Source organism: Acinetobacter sp. LipI_23 (genome assembly GCF_058243045.1).
On sequence record NZ_JBZAYJ010000001.1, the window covers coordinates 2,278,312 to 2,299,202 of the forward strand.

General features: G+C 40.9%; 23 protein-coding genes. 10 read left to right on the top strand and 13 right to left on the bottom strand.

Translation table 11 applies throughout. The annotated features are described in order from the left end of the window. Positions 1-63: 63 nt before the first annotated feature. The gene (locus AC4CVD_RS11170; RefSeq protein WP_078388960.1) at positions 64-1,230 is read right to left on the bottom strand and encodes an ATP phosphoribosyltransferase regulatory subunit; all 1,167 of its coding nucleotides are present in this window, start codon (positions 1,228-1,230) and stop codon (positions 64-66) included. 429 nt (positions 1,231-1,659) lie between these two features. On the opposite strand from AC4CVD_RS11170, the gene AC4CVD_RS11175 reads away from it, so the two are divergent. Further along, positions 1,660-2,172: a hypothetical protein gene (locus tag AC4CVD_RS11175; RefSeq protein ID WP_078426374.1), complete on the top strand. Its 513-nt coding sequence runs from the start codon at positions 1,660-1,662 to the stop codon at positions 2,170-2,172. An 88-nt stretch (positions 2,173-2,260) separates the two neighbouring features. Here the strand turns inward: AC4CVD_RS11175 and AC4CVD_RS11180 are convergent, their stop codons facing one another. Next, positions 2,261-2,716, bottom strand: a complete 456-nt coding sequence (locus AC4CVD_RS11180) for an Lrp/AsnC family transcriptional regulator (protein ID WP_078426373.1) — start codon at positions 2,714-2,716, stop codon at positions 2,261-2,263. Positions 2,717-2,878: 162 nt separating this feature from the next. Between AC4CVD_RS11180 and AC4CVD_RS11185 the strand changes: the two genes are divergently transcribed. Further along, on the top strand, positions 2,879-3,625 hold the full coding sequence (locus AC4CVD_RS11185) for an AzlC family ABC transporter permease (RefSeq protein ID WP_029575069.1): 747 nt from the start codon (positions 2,879-2,881) through the stop codon (positions 3,623-3,625). Beyond that, positions 3,622-3,921 (top strand): AzlD family protein, encoded by a 300-nt coding sequence (locus tag AC4CVD_RS11190; protein ID WP_490753115.1) that lies wholly within the window; start codon positions 3,622-3,624, stop codon positions 3,919-3,921. The genes AC4CVD_RS11185 and AC4CVD_RS11190 overlap by 4 nt, the downstream gene beginning before the upstream one ends. Positions 3,922-3,930: 9 nt before the next feature. On the opposite strand, the gene AC4CVD_RS11195 is transcribed toward AC4CVD_RS11190, so the two are convergent. Then, complete coding sequence (locus tag AC4CVD_RS11195; protein WP_490753116.1) at positions 3,931-4,236, bottom strand: hypothetical protein; 306 nt, start codon at positions 4,234-4,236, stop codon at positions 3,931-3,933. A gap of 113 nt (positions 4,237-4,349) precedes the next feature. Next, positions 4,350-5,384: a type I glyceraldehyde-3-phosphate dehydrogenase gene (locus tag AC4CVD_RS11200; protein WP_490753117.1), complete on the bottom strand. Its 1,035-nt coding sequence runs from the start codon at positions 5,382-5,384 to the stop codon at positions 4,350-4,352. A gap of 392 nt (positions 5,385-5,776) precedes the next feature. Between AC4CVD_RS11200 and alaS the strand changes: the two genes are divergently transcribed. From alaS to csrA, 3 genes are all read left to right on the top strand, one after another. Beyond that, positions 5,777-8,470: an alanine--tRNA ligase gene (alaS, locus tag AC4CVD_RS11205; RefSeq protein ID WP_490753118.1), complete on the top strand. Its 2,694-nt coding sequence runs from the start codon at positions 5,777-5,779 to the stop codon at positions 8,468-8,470. Between the two features lie 66 nt (positions 8,471-8,536). After that, positions 8,537-9,817 carry an aspartate kinase gene (locus AC4CVD_RS11210; RefSeq protein ID WP_005400573.1) on the top strand — a complete coding sequence of 427 codons (1,281 nt, stop codon included), beginning with the start codon at positions 8,537-8,539 and terminating at the stop codon, positions 9,815-9,817. Between the two features lie 273 nt (positions 9,818-10,090). After that, complete coding sequence (csrA, locus tag AC4CVD_RS11215; RefSeq protein WP_004982340.1) at positions 10,091-10,345, top strand: carbon storage regulator CsrA; 255 nt, start codon at positions 10,091-10,093, stop codon at positions 10,343-10,345. 57 nt (positions 10,346-10,402) lie between these two features. Here the strand turns inward: csrA and rnhB are convergent, their stop codons facing one another. From rnhB to AC4CVD_RS11230, 3 genes are all read right to left on the bottom strand, one after another. Beyond that, a complete protein-coding gene (rnhB, locus tag AC4CVD_RS11220; RefSeq protein ID WP_336955716.1) occupies positions 10,403-10,981 on the bottom strand; it encodes a ribonuclease HII in 579 nt (192 codons plus the stop codon). A 63-nt stretch (positions 10,982-11,044) separates the two neighbouring features. Next, on the bottom strand, positions 11,045-11,407 hold the full coding sequence (locus AC4CVD_RS11225) for a hypothetical protein (protein WP_004696154.1): 363 nt from the start codon (positions 11,405-11,407) through the stop codon (positions 11,045-11,047). Between the two features lie 137 nt (positions 11,408-11,544). Further along, positions 11,545-11,922, bottom strand: coding sequence for a hypothetical protein (locus AC4CVD_RS11230; protein WP_490753119.1), 378 nt, complete (start codon positions 11,920-11,922; stop codon positions 11,545-11,547). A 236-nt stretch (positions 11,923-12,158) separates the two neighbouring features. Between AC4CVD_RS11230 and AC4CVD_RS11235 the strand changes: the two genes are divergently transcribed. Beyond that, positions 12,159-12,713 (top strand): cytochrome b, encoded by a 555-nt coding sequence (locus tag AC4CVD_RS11235; RefSeq protein ID WP_062033726.1) that lies wholly within the window; start codon positions 12,159-12,161, stop codon positions 12,711-12,713. A 26-nt stretch (positions 12,714-12,739) separates the two neighbouring features. Here AC4CVD_RS11235 and AC4CVD_RS11240 read toward each other — a convergent pair whose 3' ends face one another. The 4 genes from AC4CVD_RS11240 to AC4CVD_RS11255 all read right to left on the bottom strand — a co-directional run bounded on the left by AC4CVD_RS11240 (position 12,740) and on the right by AC4CVD_RS11255 (position 16,158). Further along, on the bottom strand, positions 12,740-13,102 hold the full coding sequence (locus AC4CVD_RS11240) for a hypothetical protein (protein ID WP_178927683.1): 363 nt from the start codon (positions 13,100-13,102) through the stop codon (positions 12,740-12,742). 54 nt (positions 13,103-13,156) lie between these two features. Then, on the bottom strand, positions 13,157-14,158 hold the full coding sequence (locus AC4CVD_RS11245) for an adenosine deaminase (RefSeq protein WP_490753120.1): 1,002 nt from the start codon (positions 14,156-14,158) through the stop codon (positions 13,157-13,159). A gap of 67 nt (positions 14,159-14,225) precedes the next feature. Then, a complete protein-coding gene (locus tag AC4CVD_RS11250) occupies positions 14,226-15,548 on the bottom strand; it encodes an NCS2 family permease (RefSeq protein WP_004696144.1) in 1,323 nt (440 codons plus the stop codon). Between the two features lie 412 nt (positions 15,549-15,960). Further along, positions 15,961-16,158, bottom strand: a complete 198-nt coding sequence (locus AC4CVD_RS11255; protein WP_224216868.1) for a hypothetical protein — start codon at positions 16,156-16,158, stop codon at positions 15,961-15,963. A 228-nt stretch (positions 16,159-16,386) separates the two neighbouring features. Between AC4CVD_RS11255 and AC4CVD_RS11260 the strand changes: the two genes are divergently transcribed. Further along, positions 16,387-17,814: a cryptochrome/photolyase family protein gene (locus AC4CVD_RS11260; RefSeq protein WP_490753121.1), complete on the top strand. Its 1,428-nt coding sequence runs from the start codon at positions 16,387-16,389 to the stop codon at positions 17,812-17,814. Here the strand turns inward: AC4CVD_RS11260 and AC4CVD_RS11265 are convergent. Next, complete coding sequence (locus AC4CVD_RS11265) at positions 17,811-18,437, bottom strand: HD domain-containing protein (protein ID WP_490753122.1); 627 nt, start codon at positions 18,435-18,437, stop codon at positions 17,811-17,813. The genes AC4CVD_RS11260 and AC4CVD_RS11265 overlap by 4 nt on opposite strands. A gap of 15 nt (positions 18,438-18,452) precedes the next feature. Then, positions 18,453-19,232, bottom strand: coding sequence for a peroxide stress protein YaaA (gene yaaA / locus AC4CVD_RS11270; protein WP_490753123.1), 780 nt, complete (start codon positions 19,230-19,232; stop codon positions 18,453-18,455). A 126-nt stretch (positions 19,233-19,358) separates the two neighbouring features. Here yaaA and AC4CVD_RS11275 point away from each other — a divergent pair, with 126 nt between their 5' ends. Together AC4CVD_RS11275 and AC4CVD_RS11280 are read left to right on the top strand one after the other, a co-directional pair. After that, positions 19,359-19,988 (top strand): alpha/beta hydrolase, encoded by a 630-nt coding sequence (locus tag AC4CVD_RS11275; protein ID WP_010327145.1) that lies wholly within the window; start codon positions 19,359-19,361, stop codon positions 19,986-19,988. Between the two features lie 371 nt (positions 19,989-20,359). After that, on the top strand, positions 20,360-20,800 hold the full coding sequence (locus AC4CVD_RS11280) for a DUF2147 domain-containing protein (RefSeq protein WP_010327146.1): 441 nt from the start codon (positions 20,360-20,362) through the stop codon (positions 20,798-20,800). The last annotated feature ends 91 nt before the right edge of the window (positions 20,801-20,891 follow it).

Consider the following 20,891-nt stretch of genomic DNA (forward strand, 5'->3'; position numbering starts at 1 on the left):
CTCATTGCATCATGCTGTTAAAATTGAAGAACTTCTCAGGTTTTAGCTTACCTGAAGAAGTGATTAAATCTGTTCTACAGTCCATTGACCTGCAACATTCACCAACTGGTGCGTTGCATACGGAAGTGTAGTTAAATCATCCTGCCCCAAAAGTTGAATCACGCTCATGCCTTGAGCACGCGTGTGTTCAATCGCTTGGATCAAATCTGTTTGTGTACCTTTAGGTGCAACCACGAGACTGTTTTGCTGAAAACGACCTGCACTGAGTGCATATAAGTCACAACTAAAGCCTGTTGCTGGGCGTGCACGCCCAAAGTGCTCACCAATTCCGTCATAGCGTCCACCTTGTGCCAATGGCGCAGCACGGTTTGGTGCATAAACGGCATACATTAAGCCCGTATGGTAGTGATACGAACGTAGCTCAACCACATCAATACCCATCTGAAGATTTGGCCAACGTGCTTGAATCTCAGATTGTGTGGTTTTTAATGCATCGAAAGCGTGCTTGAATTCAGCATCGGCAATGACTTCTGCACTTAAATGCGTTTGCAAGGCAGCTAAGTCACTTGCATAACGGCCTAAAGTATAAAAGTCTGCACCAAAGTTTAAATCTTGGGTAAATTCTGCCAATTCTGGCAGAGCTTTACGTTGATATAAATCAGAGAGTTGGCGTTCAGTCGCTTTGTTTAAACCCGCAACCTTCACCATACTACGGAATAAGCCCACATGGCCTAAATCTAAATGGATACCGTCTGCAAAACCTGTTTTTTCAAGCAGGCTGATCATCACATCAATCAGTTCAACATCGGCATCGATGCTGTCTGAACCGAATAGCTCAGCACCTAACTGCAAAGGTGTACGTGTGGTATTAAAGCCTTGTGGTTTGGTATGTAGGACTGTTCCTGCATAGCAATAGCGAGCAACGCCTTCCACTGGATGTACATGCGCATCAATACGAGCCACTTGTGGTGTCATATCGGCACGCACACCAAGTAAACGACCAGAAAGCTGATCAATCACTTTAAAAGTGGCTAAGTCTAAATCTTGATTCGATTCTGAAAGAGAAGATAACGATTCGATGTATTCAATGAATGGCGTGTACACCAACTGATAACCTCGAGTTGCGAGGAAATCTAATGCTTGACGACGCAAAGTTTCAATCACTTGCGCCTGTTCTGGTAGTACATCAGCTACACCATCAGGTAATAACCATGTCTCTGAAATGGGCATGTTGTAAACCTAAAATCTTGTCTGCGCGGAACGAATCCGCATAAAAAAATCGGGGCACACCCGATTTCTCTTAGTCTATCACGATACAATCTGCTGTGCATTAGACAATTTCGGAAAATTTAATTTATCGTTTCGATGTCATCGTTAACAACTTTATACATTCTTACCGATTTTGAGCGAACCATTCCAAACATGACTTTAGACAATGCCCAAGTATCAGAATCAATAATATTAACTCATCCTAGTGCTCTGCACAGATTGGAAAAATTCATTTAAGACTTTGTTTTATATTTTATTTCCAATTATACCTGTGCTTGCACAAAAGACACATTCTTTTATACTTCAGCTCAATTTGACAGCAACAATAAATACTACATCGTTATACCGATAATACTTTTAATCACACCGTTTTTACTTGGGGAAATTTCGATGGAAATACACAGCAACTTATATTACAAGCACGCAGATGCTCAAATCATGTCAAAATTAGACCGATTATTTCAAGAACATCGCGGCGATGCGAGTCAATTTACGGCTTTAGTCTGTGACATCAATCCAGAACATGGCGCTGAACTGGCCGAAGATATTTTAAATACCGTCGATAATATCGAGTTTGACTTAGGTCCTGAATCACTATACTCCCTCGCGGGTTATTCCATCGCACACTTTGTCCATGGTTCATCAGGTGATGAGTTCATGGAAGCGATTTTATTCTTCCTGAAAGCCTTGCTTCCAGACATCCATGCGCAAGCATGGGGTTGCGGTGATGATGATCCTTGGGAGTTTTGGTTCAAATTTGAAGGTGATGAACTGATTCGTGAAGATGATGAACCTCTAAATGACCCTGAAGAAGATGAAGAAATTAAAGCCAGTATTTATGCATGGTGGCACGCAGATCTGCCTAAAGAAATTAAAGAAGGCTTTTTAAACGAAGAGTCATAACATCCTAAGTAGCATGACTAGAGTACAAGTCTTATCACTTTGAGTCATGCTGCCAGATTCATAGGCGATTTCACTATCAACTTTTGAGCTACCAAATCGGCAGTTCTGTGGTTTGTTTGATATTTTGCAATGGAATTTCTGTTTTAATACTTTGTATATTGGGGATTTTATTTAGACGATGGATTTGAAACTGTCGATAGGCGTCTAAGTCTGCAACCACAATACGTAAAAAGAAATCACAATCCCCTGCCATTAAATGACACTCGACCACTTCAGGAACTTCACGAATCGATTCAACAAATTGGTTCACCGTTTGCGGATCCTGACTCTTTAGCCAAATGCGTGCAAACACGGTCAATCGCAGATTCACTTTAGCAGGATCTACCAAAGCCACATAAGCCCGAATAATCCCGTCTTCTTCTAGTTGTCTTACTCGTCTTAAACACGGTGAGGCAGACAGTCCAATGCGCTGAGCCAACTCATTATTTTGAAGTTTTCCGTCGGTTTGTAGTACTTGCAATATCCGCTTATCTGTTTGATCCATAAATTCCATCCTTAAAGCATAATTTTGCTCAGACTTAACCAATCACAGCATATTATTCCAAACGATCTCTATATTAAGCTAAATAAAGCAAAAATATCTCATAAAAAACATAAACTTATTCACCTACTGCACCAAAACCTAGCACGCATAGGCGATTTAAAAATGTTCTCCCTTAGAAATACAACTCAAGAACTCAATGACTCTACCGATTACGTCGAGTTTAAACGTGGTATTAAAACATCTATCCCCATGCTGCTGGGCATTATTCCTTTTGCTTTGGTCTTAGGAACACAAGCCACTCAAAAAGGCTTTAGCCATTTAGAAGTTCCATTATTTACTGGTCTAAACTTTGCGGGCGGTTCCGAGTTTGCCGTGCTCGAGGTCTGGACCAATCCACCAAATTTTCTCGTTTTAATTTTCATTACTTTTTTAGTCAATAGCCGTCATTTGCTCATGGGTGCAAGTCTCGTGCCCTATTTACGCCATTTGCCTAATCGACAGGTTTTCCCTGCCCTGTTTTTCATGTGTGATGAAAGTTGGGCCGCAGCTCTTGCCGATGCAGAACAAAAGAAAAGATTTGGGTTACAACAGGCCTTTAGCATGTCCTACTACGCAGGCATCTGTTTTGCTCTGTACTTGATGTGGGTCAGTTTTACCAGCTTAGGTGCCATTCTTGGTCCTTTGCTAGGCGATGTTCACCGTTATGGGTTTGATATGGCCTTTGCTGCAGTATTTCTGGTTTTACTGCGTGGCATGTGGAAAGGCTTTAGCGCCGCACGCCCTTGGCTTATCAGTCTAATCAGTGCGGCCATTGCTTATTTATATTTACCGACAGGCTGGTATGTGCCTATTGGTGCAATCTGTGGTATCGCCTCTGCATTCTTATTTATTCAGGAGGATGAGCTATGATCCACAGCACGACACTTGTCGCAATTTTATTGGTCGCAGCCACCACTTATCTGACGCGTATATTGGGCTATGTTTTGCTGAAAAATAAAGCTTTAAGCAACAAACAACGAAAGATTTTGGAAGTTGTTCCGGGCTGCGTACTTATTTCAGTAATTGCACCTTATTTTGTCAAAGACAATGTCGCAGATCTACTCGCCATTGCCATCACTCTAATTGCAGCTTCACGCTTTTCACTTTTACCAACCGTTGTGATTAGTATGCTGAGCGCGGCATTATTACGTACCGTGCTCATCTAAACTTAATTTTTAGCGTTCTGGTTGTACGGCTTTAGCGAGAATATTCACCAATTCAGCGTTTTGTAGTTCAACTTTTTGCAACTTAGACGTGGTCTGCTCGATCACTTCCTGTTGCACATGCATCTTTTTTGCAAGATCTTGCATAATTTCCAAGGTCTTTTTTAAATTCTCTTCAAGATGATGTACTTTTTCTTGCAGTTGATTTTGCTCTACGCTTGGATCGGTTTTATCTGCCTGATTTTTAAATTGAAACCAAATTAAAACCACAACAGCAACCGCCAATAACAAAATAAACCCCCAAATTAAGATCAACATAAGCACCGCTCTACATTATTTTCGTTTATAAATTCATGATAACCACAAGTCTGTATTCGGTCTATGCCTATCATCTTGTTTTCAGAGTAAAAGATGCTAAAAATAAAAAATCTTTAGGCTGCTGACGCACTAAAAGATTCACACAAATCTAATAAGCGGTTTGCATAGCCCCATTCATTGTCATACCACGCAAAGACTTTGGCTTGGTGCCCCACCACCATGGTTTGCGTTAAATCAACAATGAGTGAATAGGGTGAATGGTTAAAATCCGAAGACACCAAAGGTTCATCCGTCACATCCATAATTTCACGGTAGTCTGACTTCGCCGCCTGAATCAGCACTTCATTAATTTTATGGTCGGTAATCGGAGTTTGTGAAATAAAAGTTAAATCAATCGCCGCCACATTAATCGTTGGCACACGAATCGAATAACCATCGATACGATCGGCCATTTTCGGCATGACTTGTTTTAAAGCACCGAGGGCTGACGATGTGGTGGGAATAATATTTTGACCTGAAGCACGAGCACGTCTTAAATCACGATGCGCATGATCCAATACAGACTGATCGGCAGTCACTGCATGAATTTCGGTCATGAGCGCAGTATCAATTCCAAAAGCATCATCAATGATTTTAACTAAAGGCACTAAGGCCTGCGTGGTACATGACACGCTAGAAATGATTTGGTCACTGGCTTTGACCTCATGGTGATTCACCCCATACACAATTGCGGCATCAACTGAGTCAAAAGGTGCCGCACCAATAATCACGCGCTTTGCACCTGAGCTGATATGCCCTGTTGCCGCTTCACGCGAGCGAAATAAACCTGTGCACTCTAGAACCACGTCGACATTGAGACTTGCCCAAGGTAGATCTTGCGGGTTTGCCTGACACAATACTTCAACTTTGAGCTGCGCTTGATCTTTAGAAAGATGTAAATAAATCCTTTCATTTTCATAACTTAAATCGACTTTTCCCGGAAATCGCCCATGCGTGGTGTCATATTTAAATAAATGCAATAAGGTTTCTACATCTGCTACATCATTTACTGCGACGATTTCAAACTGAAAGTTCTTTGGATTTTCAAACCAAGCGCGTAGTACATTACGTCCGATTCGACCAAATCCATTTATCGCCACTCGTTGCATGACTTGCCCTTATTTATAAAATGATGAAAGATAAAGCAGGCCTATATTAATGGATTTATACAGATTTGGTTAAGCTTTCTTTTTCTATCATCCATCAGTGAAGATGATGTATATGAACCCTTAAGTCATAAATTGACCAGCCTGACCACCTCGCACTAATCAACTCATTTCCACGAAATGATATAAATATCCAACAATAACAAGCAAAATCTTAGAACTATCGAATACATAGAAATGTCATCAATTCTCCTTAAAGTGATTGGTGCAACATCCTTTTTCCGTTATAATTTGGCGTTTTAAAATTTTTAAGCCAGTATCTGAAGTCAGCGTATTTAGAATAAGACTTTCTTCAGCTACTATTAGCCAAATCGAAATTATGGAGTGACTTGGTTGTGAGTACTCGTTTTATGACATCAGCTGAAATTCGCGAAGCTTTTTTAAGCTACTTTGAATCGCAAGGGCATATACGTGTCGCGTCGAGTTCTCTAGTTCCCGCCAACGACCCTACTTTGTTGTTTACCAACGCGGGTATGAACCAATTTAAAGATTGTTTCTTAGGCCTAGAAAAACGTGATTATGTACGTGCAGTGTCTTCACAAAAATGTGTCCGCGCAGGTGGTAAACATAACGACTTAGACAATGTCGGTTATACCGCACGTCACCATACCTTCTTTGAAATGTTAGGTAACTTCTCATTTGGCGACTACTTCAAACGTGATGCAATCAAATTTGCATGGGATTTCCTCACTGGTGAAGCTTGGTTGGCACTGCCTAAAGACAAACTCTACGCAACGGTTTACCACACTGACGACGAAGCATTTGACATCTGGAACAAAGAAATTGGTTTAGATGCTAGCCGTATTATCCGTATTGGCGACAACAAAGGTGGTCAATACGCATCAGATAACTTCTGGGCAATGGGTGATACAGGTCCATGTGGTCCATGTTCTGAAATCTTCTTTGACCATGGCGACCATATTTGGGGTGGCTTACCAGGCACACCTGAAGAAGATGGCGACCGTTTCATTGAAATTTGGAACAACGTTTTCATGCAGTTCAACCGTACTTCGGATGGCGTATTACACCCTCTTCCGGCGCCTTCTGTTGATACCGGCATGGGCTTAGAGCGTATTTCTGCTGTTTTACAACACGTTAACTCAAACTACGAAATTGACCTGTTCCAACACTTACTCAAAGCAGCCGCTGAAATTATTGGTTTAGATACCGCTGCACTTGAAGCAGAAGCTCGCGAAAAAGGTACACCAGTTCAATATCCTGCATCACTTAAAGTGGTTGCGGATCACGCACGTTCATGTTCATTCCTGATTGCTGATGGTGTAAACCCATCAAATGAAGGCCGTGGTTATGTACTACGTCGTATTATCCGTCGTGCAGTTCGTCATGGTAACAAGCTAGGTGCAACAGGTTCATTCTTCCATAAAATGTTGCAACCTTTAATTGAAGTGATGGGTCAAGCTTACCCAGAACTTGAAGCACAGAAAGTACGTATTGAAGCGCAATTGCTGAAAGAAGAAGAACAATTTGCTAAAACTCTAGAGCAAGGTTTGAAATTGCTTGAAGGTGAATTGGCTCAACTGAAAGGTTCAGTGATTCCAGGTGAAGTGGTGTTTAAACTGTATGATACTTACGGTTTCCCAACTGACCTGACTGCTGACATCGCACGTGAACGTGATTTAACCATTGATGAAGCAGGCTTTGAAGTTGAAATGGCTGCGCAACGTCAACGTGCACGTGATGCAGGTAAATTCGCGATTGACTACAACTCTGTTGTTAAAGTTGAAGGCGAAACTCAGTTTGATGGCTATGATGCAACAGTTGGCGAAGGTCAAATTATCGCGATCTATAAAGATGGCGAACAAGTTGATGAAGTCGTTGAAGGTGACGAAGCCCTCATCGTACTGAACCAAACCCCGTTCTATGCAGAAAGCGGCGGTCAAATTGGTGACACGGGTATTTTCAAAAACGACACGGGTATTTTTGAAGTCCAAGACACCAAGAAATCGGGCGGCGCTTTTGTACACCAAGGTATCGTGACTGTAGGTAGCATTAAGGTTGCTCAAAATGTTGAAGCGATTGTAAAAGCAGACATTCGTGCAGCAACTGCACGTAACCACTCTGCAACTCACCTTTTGCATGCTGCACTACGTCAAATTCTAGGTGAACACGTACAACAAAAAGGCTCATTGGTTGCGTCAGACATCTTACGTTTTGACTTTGCCAATGATCAGCCAGTTTCATTTGAACAACTTCAAGAAATTGAACGTTTAGTGAATGCCGAAGTGATTGCAAACAGCGCTGTGACCACTGAACTTCTCGACATCGAGTCTGCAAAGGCTAAAGGTGCGATGATGTTGTTCGGTGAAAAATATGGCGATGAAGTTCGTGTACTTTCAATGGGTTCAATCATTGAAGAGAAAAACTTCTCAATCGAGCTGTGCGGTGGTATTCACGTTAAACGCACAGGCGACATTGGCTTGTTTAAAATCACTTCTGAAGGTGGTGTAGCTGCGGGTGTACGTCGTATTGAAGCGGTAACAGGTATCAAAGCCATTGAAATTACTCAAAAATCCGACCGTGATATCAATACTATCAATGGTTTATTGAAAGCTCAAAAGGACCAAACTTTAGAAAAAGTTGAAGCCTTAGTCGACACAACATCAAGCTTGCAAAAACAGATTGAGCAACTCAATCAAAAACTTGCCAGCTTCCAAGCTGCTGAACTGCTTAGCCAAGTTCAAACGCTTGCGGGTCGTCAAACGCTGATCACGACTGTTCAAAACATGGATGCGAAATCACTTCGCAACCTACATGACGGTGTGAAATCAAAATTAGAAAATGCAGTCATCGTACTTGCTGGTGTTGAAGGTGACAAAGTTAGCCTGATCGCATCTGTAGCAAAAGACTTTACTGCTTCTATTAAAGCAGGTGACATCATCAAACATCTAGCAACTGAGCTCGGTGGTAAAGGTGGTGGCAAACCTGACTTAGCACAAGGTGGCGCGCCACTAAACGAGAAGTTTGCAACAGTGATGGCAGATTTAACTGCTTGGCTTGAAGCGAAATAAAACTTCACCTTTTGTGTAACTGACCCTGAATGATGCATTCAGGGTCATGGTTTATATGGAACAACTATGGCATTAATCGTTCAAAAATATGGCGGTACCTCTATGGGTACTCCAGAGCGCATTTTAAATGTTGCTCGTCGTGTAAAGCGTTGGCATGACCACGGCCACAAGGTTGTAGTGGTTGTATCAGCAATGAGTGGCGAAACCAATCGTCTACTTGCTTTAGCGAAAGCCATTACCGAAACCCCTGACCCACGAGAATTAGACCAAATGGTTTCTACGGGTGAACAGGTAACGATTTCAATGTTAGCAATGGCGCTCAATTCTATTGGCGTTGAAGCTAAGTCACTTACAGGTCGCCAAGTCGGTATCAAAACGGACAATGCGTTTACTAAAGCACGTATCGAATCAATTGATACTGACACCATGACTGCGCATTTAGATGCCGGTCGTGTGATCGTGGTTGCTGGTTTCCAAGGCTTCGATGCCGATGGCAACACCACCACCCTCGGCCGTGGCGGTTCAGATACTTCTGGTGTAGCACTTGCTGCGGCATTAAAAGCAGATGAATGCCAAATCTATACAGATGTAGATGGCGTTTATACGACTGACCCACGCGTTGCACCAAAAGCGAAAAAAGTAGACCGTATTTCATTTGAAGAAATGCTGGAAATGGCATCACTTGGTTCAAAAGTTCTACAAATTCGCTCGGTTGAATTTGCAGGAAAATACCAAGTGCCTTTACGCGTATTATCAAGTTTTGATAATGACGATGATGGCGCATTCGACGAAGAATTTAAAAAGAACGTCGGAACACTAATCACCACTGAGGCGGAAGACAACATGGAACAACCAATTATCTCTGGTATCGCATTTAACCGTGACGAAGCTAAACTTACGATTCTAGGTGTTCCTGATGAACCAGGTATTGCATCTAAAATTTTATCGCCAATTGGTAATGCCAACATTGAAGTGGATATGATTATCCAAAATGTTGAAGAAGATGGTACAACTGACTTCACCTTCACGGTAAACCGCGGCGAACTTGCAAAAGCAACAAAAATTCTTCAAGAAACTGCTCAAGCCATTGGTGCGCGCGAAGTTGCTACACGTGACGACATTGTTAAAGTGTCAATCGTAGGTGTGGGTATGCGTTCACACGCAGGTGTTGCAAGTAAAATGTTCACTGCCTTGGCTGATGAAGGCATCAACATTTTGATGATCTCAACTTCAGAAATCAAAATTTCTGTGATTATTGAAGAAAACTACCTAGAACTTGCTGTACGTTCTCTACACACTGCTTTCGGTTTAGACCGTGAACACGGTGAATCAAGCGCACGTGCTTAAGCAATCTTGCGAAAAACTTGTCATTGTCTGACAGTTTTTGCAAAAGACTACAAAAATCAGGAGCCACTATAGTTTTTTCTATAGTGGCTCTGTTATATTAAGCCCGAGGCTTTCTTAAATTTAGATGAATGTTATACCTAATGTCACTAGATATCTAAAAATTCAAGTGTCATGCGGTTGTATTAAACATTTGTTTAAATTTTTTTAAATACAAAAAATTATGTATTTTACTTTAGTACAACTGCAGGTTTAGCGTTTTGCAAGGAGATAAACATGCTGATTTTGACCCGACGCGTCGGTGAAACATTAATGATTGGGGATCAAGTAAGTGTTACTGTACTTGGTGTCAAAGGCAACCAAGTTCGTATTGGTGTCAATGCTCCCAAAGAAGTATCTGTACATCGTGAAGAGATTTATCAACGCATTCAGCATGAACGTGCAATGCATGAACATCTTCAACATCTTGATCAGGATTACCAGCCTGCATTTGAAGATGAAGGTGCACAGCAGAATAATTTCAATCGTTAAGATTGAAACATTCAGATATAAAGCGGCCCGATTGGCCGCTTTAAATTTTTATACAGTCTATTTTTGCTCAAGTGCCTCAATCACTTTCTTTACAGGCCCAAAACTACGACGATGCTCGTCAATGACCCCATGTTCAGCAATCGCCTCAAAATGCGCTTTGGTTGGATAACCTTTGTGTTTGGCAAAACCAAACTGAGGATATTTTCGATCCATCTCAATCATTTGATGGTCACGTGTCACTTTGGCCAAAATACTTGCTGCTGAGATTTCAGCATGTAAAGCATCCCCACCCACAATTGCCTCACAACTCATACTCAAGCCTTGTGGAATTTTATTACCATCGACCAAAACATGTTGGGGCTGTATCGTGAGCTGTTCAACCGCGCGGCGCATCGCAAGCAAAGATGCTTGTAAAATATTGATCTCATCAATTTCAGCAGCACTCGCCTCAGCAATGGCCCATGCCAATGCTTTTTCCTGAATTTCGACAAAAAGTTTTTCACGTTTTTTTTCAGTCAATTTTTTGGAATCATTCAACCCTTGTATTGGGTTATTCGGGTCTAAAATTACCGCAGCAGCGACCACTGAACCCACCAAAGGGCCGCGCCCTGCCTCATCTGCACCTGCAATTTGCATTTTCTACTCTCATAAAAAATGGCTGATCAACAGCCATTTTAAAAACTTAACAATTTATTCGGCTTAGTTTAGCATTTCAGAGGCGCATGTGGCTGTTGTTTTTGTTGCGGCTAAAGCGCCATAGGTTGCCTTTGCTTTGGGATCAATTGCCGCCAAAGCCAACTGCTCTTTAGACAATACTTTGGGAGAGTTATCACCTACACAGTTACATACTTCACGTTTTTTCTTTTGTTTTTGGTCTTCTGATAACAGCTTACTACCCATGATCCATGTCGGATTAGTTTCGATTTCATCCATACATTTTGCATGTGAGGCCATTTTAATAGCCGAGATTCCATCATCATCTGAGCTAGATAAAGGATTCGACACACACGCGGAAAGCATAAGCGAGCCAAACAAACAGAGAATTAACTTATCATTTTTCATACAGATACACCCTTTGTTGTAAAAGAAATCAGGCTTCAATTGTTATTATTCACATCAATATAAAAGATAAACGCCAAAAAGTACAAAAAAACTGCAAAGAAGCCAGGCATGTCCCCGCTTCTTTGATATATCACAACTTAATTCACCGCTTCAGCCACACATGCATTGATGGTTTTGGTTACTGCATTGCTAATAATAGTTGTACGTGCCGCAGGGTCAATGGCCGCTGTTGCCACATCGACAGCGGTAATATTTTGTGGGGCTTTTTCACTTACGCAACCACAAATTTCAGCCTGAATATCGGTTTTTTGATCAGCCGTCATAAATTTGGTTGCTATTTTCCATGCTGGTAGATTATTCAACTCAGTCGTACATTTTGCATTAATGGCAATTTTAAGCGCTGCTGTACCCAGTTGTTGCGTGGTGGTCGTCGTATTGGTCGTTGCCATATCAGTCGTTGTACAAGCCGAAAGGATCAAAGCCAAAGGAGCAAGCACTGCAATCATTTTTTTCACGGATCTATCCATTTATAACAGTTAAAGTGCGCGTATTTTGCCGAAACTTTACTGTTTACGGAAACACTATTTCCATGCCATTTTAATATCTTTCGCTTATTGCACAGTTTTAAATCAGTCATGCACCATTGGTCTGTGCAGCGTTGCAGAATATCAATGCTATGTTGCATCTACTACATTTTTGACCTACCTATAGTTCTATAAAATGGCGCAACATAAAAATGGATGTGAATCTAATGAACTCGGCAAATACCCATTACACGCGTACTGCTCAAATCCTGCATTGGCTCATGGCAATTATCTTTATTGCTGCTTGGCTGATTGGTTTTTATAGCGGAAACTTCCTCAGCTATGATGCTGACGGTAGCTTTAAAGGGGATGTCATTACCTTACATAAGAACATTGCAACCACGATTATTTTTCTGGTGGTAATTCGTATCTTTTGGCGTTATACCCACCCTGCACCCAAACTTCCAGACAGCATGTCACCGTTAATGCAAAAAATGGCCCATCTCGGTCATTTGGCTTTATATTTCATTTTGTTGGCTTTGCCAATTACTGGCTGTTTATTTAGCTGGAGTGCTGGGCACCCTGCACCGGTATTGTACCTTTTTGAAATTCCCCGTTTAGTACAAGACAATCCACAGTTACTCGCGATCGTAAAACCTTTACATATCTGGATTTCATGGGCAGCTGGATTACTGTTGGTAGGGCATATTGCAGCAGCACTGAAACACCACTTTATTGATAAAGATAATGTGTTAAATAGCATGACCAAACAGGCAAAGTAAGACCAAGTTGAACCAGCCTAAAAGCATCAATCTGTTGCTTTTAGGACTTCATCCACCACACATCCTTTCAGCGTATTCAACACACCCTGTTGGACCACCTGTTTTTTGACTTGTTCATCAACTACGGCATGTAGCAAGGTTGTTGCTGGAATATCCTTTAACGCATTTTCACCCACGCAACCACAGATTTGCGTTTGGAGCTGATTCTTTTTCTCTTCACCAAGCAATGCTGTACTGACTTTCCACAGCCTTGTCGCTTCAAGCTCAACACCGCACTGATACACCACCACTGGCTTTAATAGCTTTTGAGTTAACCCTGTATCGGTTTTGAGCAAATAAACTGCAAAGAGCACAAAAATAACCACAAGCACTGCAATCATTTTTTTCATATTGATCTCACATAAAAAAGACAGAGCGAACTCTGTCTTTAAAAGAGCATCAGATTAAGCAATGGCTGCAATTTCAGCCGCCCATTTTTGCTTCTCTTCTGCCGAAATAAACGACGCCTCAAAAGAGTTCAGCGCCAATTGTTTTAGCTCAGCTGCTATTAAGTCTAACGCATCTGTAATGGCAATAAAGTTATCATTCATATAACCACCAAAGTACGATGGATCATCTGAATTTACTGTCACCTGCACACCTTGTTGCAACAAACGGCGGATGTTGTGCTGTGCCATATCGTTAACGACACATAGCTTTAAGTTGCTGAGCGGACAAACTGTCAGTGGCATTTTCTCTGCGATCAAACGCTGCATTAATACAGGATCTTCTTCAGAACGCACACCGTGGTCAATACGATTCACTTTAAGCAAATCTAAAGCTTCCCACACATATTCTGCTGGACCTTCTTCACCCGCATGCGCAACCACTAAAAAGCCTGCTTCACGTGCTTTAGCAAAGACACGTTCAAACTTTGAAGGAGGATGTCCAACTTCGCTTGAGTCCAAGCCTACACCAATGATTCGATCTTTATACGGCAATGCCTGTGCTAAAGTTTCAAGGGCTGCTTCTTCACTTAAATGACGCAAGAAACACATAATCAAATGCGAACTAATGCCAAATTTTGCCTTGGCATCATCACATGCACGTTGCAGACCATTAATCACTGTTTCAAAAGCAATACCGCGGTCTGTATGCGTTTGTGGATCAAAAAACATTTCGGTATGCACTACACGGTCTTCGGCACATTTTTCAAAATACGCCCAAGCCAAGTCGTAGAAATCTTGCTCATGAATCAGTACATTTGCACCTGCATAATAGATGTCTAAAAATGATTGCAAATTGTGAAAATTATAAGCCTGTTTTACTTCTTCAACCGACTTATAAGGAATGTCTATTTGATTACGCTGTGCGATTGCAAACATGAGTTCTGGCTCAAATGTCCCTTCAATATGCACATGCAATTCAGCTTTTGGTAAAGCACGAATGAGCTCCAATTGACTCATATCTTTTCCTCTTTAAAAATAAAAAAGGGCGTAAACTGAGTTTACACCCTTATCACTATTTGATGAATTAGCCACCAAATAACGCGAATTTTAATGCCCAAAGCACAGCTACAATCCACACCATGTACGGTACAGTCGCCGCTTTACCGGTGAACAATTTAACCAATGCATAGCTAATAAAGCCCATCGCAATACCATCTGCAATTGAGTAGGTAAATGGCATAAATACAATGGTTAAGAACGCAGGAACGGCTTCAGTAATATCATCCCAATCAATATGGGTAATCCCCTGAATCATCAACACGCCAACAAATAACAATGCTGGAGCTGTTGCAAAACCAGGTACAGATTGAGCTAAGGGTGCTAAAAACAAACATAAGATAAATAACACACCGACCACAACTGCGGTTAAACCTGTACGGCCACCAGCAGCAACACCCGCAGACGACTCAATATATGGTGTCGTCGAAGATGTACCTAATGCTGCACCTGCAACAATTGCGGTTGAGTCTGCAAATAATGCTTTTTTCAAACGTGGAAGCTTGCCATCTTTCAGTAAGCCTGCACGGTGTGACACGCCAACCAATGTACCTGTTGAGTCAAATAAATCGACCAAGAAAAATACAAAGATGACACCCACTAAGCTTGCCGTAAATAGACCTTCAAAGTCCATTTGCATGAATGTTGGAGCAATTGATGGAATCTCACCAACAACACCTTTGAACTCGCTTAAGCCCATTGCTGTTGAAATTGCAGTTAAAGCCAAGATGCTGATAATGATGGCACCACGCACTTTAAAGTGATGCAGTACAACCACCATCAAGAAGCCAAATAAAGCCAAAAGAACCGTCGGTTGCTTTAAGTCGCCCAATCCAACCAAAGTCGCTGGATTGTCCACAATAACGCCTGCATTTTTTAAAGCAATCAACGCAAGGAATAAACCAATTCCACCGCCAATCGCAAGCTTAAGCGACATTGGGATTGCATTCACAATGGCTTCACGGATCTTAAACATACTGATCGCAATGAACACCAAACCTGATACAAACACTGCAGCTAAAGCAGTCTGCCAAGGCACACCCATACCCATACACACCGAATAGGTAAAGTAAGCGTTTAAGCCCATACCTGGTGCTAATGCAATTGGATAATTTGCAACAATACCCATAACCAAACAGCCAATTGCGGCTGCAAGACAAGTCGCTACAAAGACAGCACCATGATCCATCCCCGTTTCGGATAAAATCATTGGATTCACAATAATGATGTAACACATGGTTAAGAATGTGGTTACACCTGCAAGAAGCTCTGTACGAAAACTGGTTTTATTTTCACTCAGTTTGAACATACGCTCGAGCATATTTTCTGAAGATGGATTAGGAGTCGTCATGACCTAGCCCCTGTAAATAAACTTTTAAAACTGTATAACTGCCAAAAAATTTCGACACTCAGTACGATGAAAATCTGATTAAATTTCTGGAAGTTAAAGCAATGAATATGCCAAATTTCCTCAATTCAGGAAAAGTTTATTTAGCCATGAATGATTCAAACGTATGGTCGAACCATATATACCTAAACAAAAAAGCCGCATAAACCGTATGCAGCTTTCAACAAAAACGTCATTTTAGACTCAAAGTCTAAAATTCAATATATCTTGGCGCGAATTATAACACACTGATTTTTAATTGTTTTAAATTTATTTTTAATTAAAATTCAACACGATAAGTCATTTATACATGATTTTATTCTATCTTAAGCTTCAAATTACTTTAATGGAGACCTGATCGATTATTGCTTCAGCATCACTTTGAAAACGAGCTATTGACTTTTTCAGGCACGACGTTTGCCTTTGAGAGAGGACTCAACTTTTGCACTTTAGGCTCAGTACTGTTCATGAGTTGATTCAACTGTTGCTGTTTTTTCGTTTCTGTATCCTGAAAAACAACAAACCCAAGCAAACAAACAGCAGCCACAAAAATAGGGATTAGAATTTTTTTCATGACATTCACAATATCCACAACTGCTTTAGCATGATTACAAATCATAACAAATAATACAAAGGGCCACACATTTATCAGATAAAAAGTATCTTCACACTTTATAGTTTTTTCTGATTTAATTATTTCAATAACATAAGATTAAATTAAATGAGTGAGAAAAAAATATGATCAAAGTGCTCAATTTTGTAATATTTTATATTTCAAAAAATTACAGTTGATTAACCTTTTATGAACATAATTTGGTTTAGACAAGATCTTCGCATACACGACCATGCCGCACTTTGGCATGCAAGCCAACATGGACCTATGCTGGCTTTAGTGATCCTATCCCCACAACAGTGGCTATTACATCATGATGCAGCTGTAAAAATTGATTTATATGTCAGACAATTGCACGATTTAAAACAGAGCCTTGCTCAGCTGAATATTCCTTTGCTCATTCTAAATATTCCGCTGTGGCAAGATATTCCACGTCGGCTTTCATCTTTGTGTCATACACTGCAAGTACAACAGATTTTTGCAAATATCGAAATGGGCGTGAATGAGCTTAAGCGCGATGCCGAAGTTCAACAATGCTTAAATCAGCAACACATTGAATTTACACTCTTCCAAGATCGAACCCTCTTTCCCTTAAACAGTATTCGTAACCAATCTGGTAAGCCCTATCAAGTCTTTGGCGCTTTTAAAAAAACCTGTTATGAGCGCTTAAATATTGGCTTACCGCAGTGCTATCCACTCCCTTCTACGCAGCAGCCCATACAACTTCCTACCGATTTAAATACAACCATTCCACACATTGAATCGCTGATTGATGTGAATATGAATGAGCTAAATCAAATTAAAGCCTATTGGCCTGAAACGGAAATATATGCGCTTTCAGTGCTCGATGATTTTATTGATCACAAAGTTAGTGGCTATCAAAAAGAGAGGGACTTTCCATTTTTAAATAGCACCAGTCAACTTTCAACTTATTTAAATCTCGGGATCGTGTCGATTCGCCAGTGTCTCAATGCCCTGTTTCGTGCTCAACACGGTCAATTTATGATTGATAACACAGGCCAGCAGATTTGGTTAGATGAATTACTTTGGCGGGAGTTTTATCAACATATTTTATTTGATTTTCCACATGTCTCTAAACATCTACCATTTAAAACCAACACACAGCGTATTGTTTGGCGAGATTCGCCTGAAGATTTAAACGCATGGCAACAAGGTCGTACTGGTATTCCAATTGTGGATGCAGGCATGCGACAACTACTTGCGACAGGTTGGATGCACAATCGTGTCCGTATGATTGTCGCAATGTTCTTAACTAAAAACTTGTTGATTGATTGGCGACTTGGCGAGCAATGGTTTATGCAACATTTGGCTGATGGTGACTTAGCTGCCAATAATGGCGGATGGCAGTGGTGTGCCTCCACAGGCACCGATGCTGTGCCTTACTTCCGAGTCTTTAACCCTGTGAGCCAATCTCAGAAATTTGATAGCAATGGTGACTATATTCGACAGTGGCTACCAGAGCTTGCACATTTAGATGCCAAAAGCATTCATGAGCCTTATGCGAAGCAGCAGAATATGGAATTGGATTATCCCCAACCAATCGTCGATTTAAAATCGAGTCGTATTCGTGCCATTGAAGCATTTAAAGGGCTTTAAACATCAAAAGTTTGGGTTAAGTTCTGCTTAGCCTGATGCTCATAATACTTTTGGAAAAATGGCGTCTGGTACAATGGTTGCGTTTCTAAAAAGTGCTTTAACACTTGCTGGCGCTTCTGCACATAAAGTGCGGGCTCAACCCAAGCATATTCTTGCTGAATTTGGCGTTCATATTCAGCAAAACGCATAGGATCACTAGCTAAAATAGCCAGATCAATATCCAATAGATAAGCCAAATCAGTGTCAGCTGTCGGTGCATGTGCTTGGGTTGCCAAAATCCATGCATAGATCTTTGAAATTTGCTCAGTTCCAAGCACATTTTTAAGCATCTGTTGCATATAATCGGCGCTTTGCTGCTCATTGTCATGTGCTTGCGGGTTATAAATGACATCATGAAACCAAATGGCCAACTCAACAGATAAAGTATCGTCTAAGTATGTTTTGATCTGATGAAAATGCTCTAAACATTCAACAATATGTTGAATGCTATGATAATGCCGCTGTACTTCACTATAGGCGTCATACAGCGAGACATGGAACTTTTGAGTAGTATCGTCGTCCAAACTCAATTGCTTTGCGATGAGCACCCAATAGTCCTGAAACTGTTTTGTATACTGCACCATTGGAATGCCCTTTCGTTATGCTGCCTGCTCATCTCGTTTAAAGACCAACTCACCTTTTAATGAGCTGTCGGCATCAAAGTAATAACCATCTGTTTGGAATGATTTTAACCCCTCAATTTGATCAATTTGGTTTTCAATCATATAACGCGCCATCAAACCACGTGCTTTTTTGGCATAGAAACTAATGACTTTATATTTACCATTTTTCTGATCTAAAAACACAGGTTTAATAATTTCTGCTTGAATTTTGCTTTCTTTCACAGACTTATAGTACTCATCCGAAGCAATATTCAGCAAAATTTTAGAACCTGCCTGTTCTAAATCTTGGTTAATTAAATCGGTAATGTGATTGCCCCAAAACTCATACAGATTATGTCCGCGTGGGTTAGCTAGCTTAGTTCCCATCTCTAAACGATACGGCATCATCAAGTCCAATGGACGTAGCAAACCATATAACCCAGAGAGCATTCTTAAATGTTGCTGTGCGTATTCAATGCTCGACTCTGACAAATGATAAGCATCTAAACCAGTATAGACATCGCCCTTAAAAGCAAACATAGCTTGTCGGGCATTTGCAAAGTTGAATTCTGGCTGCCAATCGCGAAAACGATCGACATTTAAGGTGGCAATTTTTTCACTGACACTCATTAAGCTTGCAATTTCACTTGCTGACAGTTTGCGACTAACTTCGATCAATTCTTGGGAATGTTGTAGCAATCTGGGTTGTGTATACGCATCGGTTGGTAAAGCAGTTTGGTAATCTAAAGTTTTGGCAGGAGAAACAAGGGCAAGCATAGATAACCTGATTAAAAAACAATTAAACAGACTATATCAGTAGACTTATTTTATTGCCAATCTGTGTTTTTAATAAGCATAAACGGTTAAACTAGCCCATTCTCCTGTTATATGTATCGATTCTCTATGTCTGAGCAGATGTTCATTCAAGGTCCAGTTGGGCAAATTGAAGTTTTTGTAGATTATCCACAGGGTGAAGTGAAAGGATTCGCGGTAGTTACTCACCCCCATCCACTCCAAGGTGGTACGCCTCAACACAAGGTTCCAGCATTGCTTGCGCAAATGTTCTTAGAACGCGGTTGTATTGTGTACCGTCCAAGTTTCCGTGGCTCAGGTCAAAGTGTTGGTCTACACGACGAAGGTCATGGCGAAACTGATGATGTTCTTGAAGTGATTAAGCATGCTCGTGCAGCACATACAACTTTACCCTTCTATGCAGGTGGTTTTAGTTTCGGTGCGCATGTCATGGCAAAATGCTATGATGCTTTACAAGAAGAAATTCGACCAAAACAAACCATTTTATGTGGTCTACCAACGGCAACGGTCGCAGGTGTGCGCCACTATGTAACACCTCAACTTAAAGGTGACATCTTATTTATCCATGGCGAAGCCGATGAAGTGACCTTACTGTCTGACATGATTACATGGGCTAAACCGCAGCGCCATTTAGTGACTGTATTACCTGGTGCAAACCATTTCTTTACCGGTTACTTAAAACAGTTACGTATTGCGATTACACGTTTCCTGTGGATTTAACGCATCACTCAGTTCAGGAAAGAAATGACTGTCTAACATTAGCCCCTTTCTTTCTTGAACTTTTTATTTTTAATCTAGACGTATCTCTTTTTCTATTCCAACGCTTCATTAGCCGTCCGTTATATCTATTCTGTTCCCAAAATAATTTTAAGCTCCCTTTTGAGCGCTAAACTCAATCAGCACTACCTCCATCAAATACCTGTTTTAAAAATCAGTGAGGCTTGAACCCTGCTAATGGTACTTTATGCAACAATCTACGCTTGAACTTGATATATTCTGCACATCATTATTCAAATAATAAGTTATACAATCAACATCTTAGCTCGAGAGAGCTATTCATTTAAATAATTTTTAAAATATTCAGGGATTTTATGAAAACAATTCTCGGGGCAGTTTTAGTCACTATAGCCACCACATCAGCCTGTGCTCAGGACATTATAGGAACTTGGCGTTATATCGATGATAAAACTGGAGAACCCAAAGGTCTGGTGAAAATTGAAAAGCAAGCCAACGGGACTTATGCTGGAACTGCACTGAAAGCAACACCTCGTCCAGGTTATACAGCAAAAGAGTTTTGCACCAACTGCCCTGCACCCTACACCGATAAGCCTATTATTGGTATGCAAGTGATTACCGGTTTAAAAACTGAAAATAATATTAATTATACGCATGGCAAAATCATTGATCCCGTTTCAGGCAAGCTGTATAGCCTAAAAGGTAAAATTAGCCCAAATGGTAAAAAGCTATTCTTAAGAGGATATTTAGGCGTTTCTGCTGTGGGACGTAGCCAAACTTGGTTACGTGTGGAATAAGGCTTATAGCACATCCAGTTATAAGCGCGTTGACCCATCAAAATATTAAACGTGTTCTGTCCTAAAAAATGCTGAATCAGGAAAAATCAAT

Excerpts from the sequence above, each read along its gene's own strand:
- AC4CVD_RS11280 (WP_010327146.1), top strand. The coding sequence starts at position 20,360 with ATGAAAACAATTCTCGGGGCAGTTTTAGTCACTATAGCCACCACATCA.
- AC4CVD_RS11250 (WP_004696144.1), bottom strand. The coding sequence starts at position 15,548 with ATGACGACTCCTAATCCATCTTCAGAAAATATGCTCGAGCGTATGTTC.
- AC4CVD_RS11175 (WP_078426374.1), top strand. The coding sequence starts at position 1,660 with ATGGAAATACACAGCAACTTATATTACAAGCACGCAGATGCTCAAATC.
- AC4CVD_RS11245 (WP_490753120.1), bottom strand. The coding sequence starts at position 14,158 with ATGAGTCAATTGGAGCTCATTCGTGCTTTACCAAAAGCTGAATTGCAT.
- AC4CVD_RS11210 (WP_005400573.1), top strand. The coding sequence starts at position 8,537 with ATGGCATTAATCGTTCAAAAATATGGCGGTACCTCTATGGGTACTCCA.
- AC4CVD_RS11225 (WP_004696154.1), bottom strand. The coding sequence starts at position 11,407 with ATGAAAAATGATAAGTTAATTCTCTGTTTGTTTGGCTCGCTTATGCTT.
- AC4CVD_RS11195 (WP_490753116.1), bottom strand. The coding sequence starts at position 4,236 with ATGTTGATCTTAATTTGGGGGTTTATTTTGTTATTGGCGGTTGCTGTT.
- AC4CVD_RS11200 (WP_490753117.1), bottom strand. The coding sequence starts at position 5,384 with ATGCAACGAGTGGCGATAAATGGATTTGGTCGAATCGGACGTAATGTA.
- AC4CVD_RS11235 (WP_062033726.1), top strand. The coding sequence starts at position 12,159 with ATGAACTCGGCAAATACCCATTACACGCGTACTGCTCAAATCCTGCAT.
- csrA (WP_004982340.1), top strand. The coding sequence starts at position 10,091 with ATGCTGATTTTGACCCGACGCGTCGGTGAAACATTAATGATTGGGGAT.
- AC4CVD_RS11170 (WP_078388960.1), bottom strand. The coding sequence starts at position 1,230 with ATGCCCATTTCAGAGACATGGTTATTACCTGATGGTGTAGCTGATGTA.
- AC4CVD_RS11180 (WP_078426373.1), bottom strand. The coding sequence starts at position 2,716 with ATGGATCAAACAGATAAGCGGATATTGCAAGTACTACAAACCGACGGA.
- AC4CVD_RS11255 (WP_224216868.1), bottom strand. The coding sequence starts at position 16,158 with ATGAAAAAAATTCTAATCCCTATTTTTGTGGCTGCTGTTTGTTTGCTT.
- rnhB (WP_336955716.1), bottom strand. The coding sequence starts at position 10,981 with ATGCAAATTGCAGGTGCAGATGAGGCAGGGCGCGGCCCTTTGGTGGGT.
- AC4CVD_RS11275 (WP_010327145.1), top strand. The coding sequence starts at position 19,359 with ATGTCTGAGCAGATGTTCATTCAAGGTCCAGTTGGGCAAATTGAAGTT.
- AC4CVD_RS11190 (WP_490753115.1), top strand. The coding sequence starts at position 3,622 with ATGATCCACAGCACGACACTTGTCGCAATTTTATTGGTCGCAGCCACC.
- AC4CVD_RS11185 (WP_029575069.1), top strand. The coding sequence starts at position 2,879 with ATGTTCTCCCTTAGAAATACAACTCAAGAACTCAATGACTCTACCGAT.
- AC4CVD_RS11265 (WP_490753122.1), bottom strand. The coding sequence starts at position 18,437 with ATGGTGCAGTATACAAAACAGTTTCAGGACTATTGGGTGCTCATCGCA.
- AC4CVD_RS11260 (WP_490753121.1), top strand. The coding sequence starts at position 16,387 with ATGAACATAATTTGGTTTAGACAAGATCTTCGCATACACGACCATGCC.
- AC4CVD_RS11240 (WP_178927683.1), bottom strand. The coding sequence starts at position 13,102 with ATGAAAAAAATGATTGCAGTGCTTGTGGTTATTTTTGTGCTCTTTGCA.
- yaaA (WP_490753123.1), bottom strand. The coding sequence starts at position 19,232 with ATGCTTGCCCTTGTTTCTCCTGCCAAAACTTTAGATTACCAAACTGCT.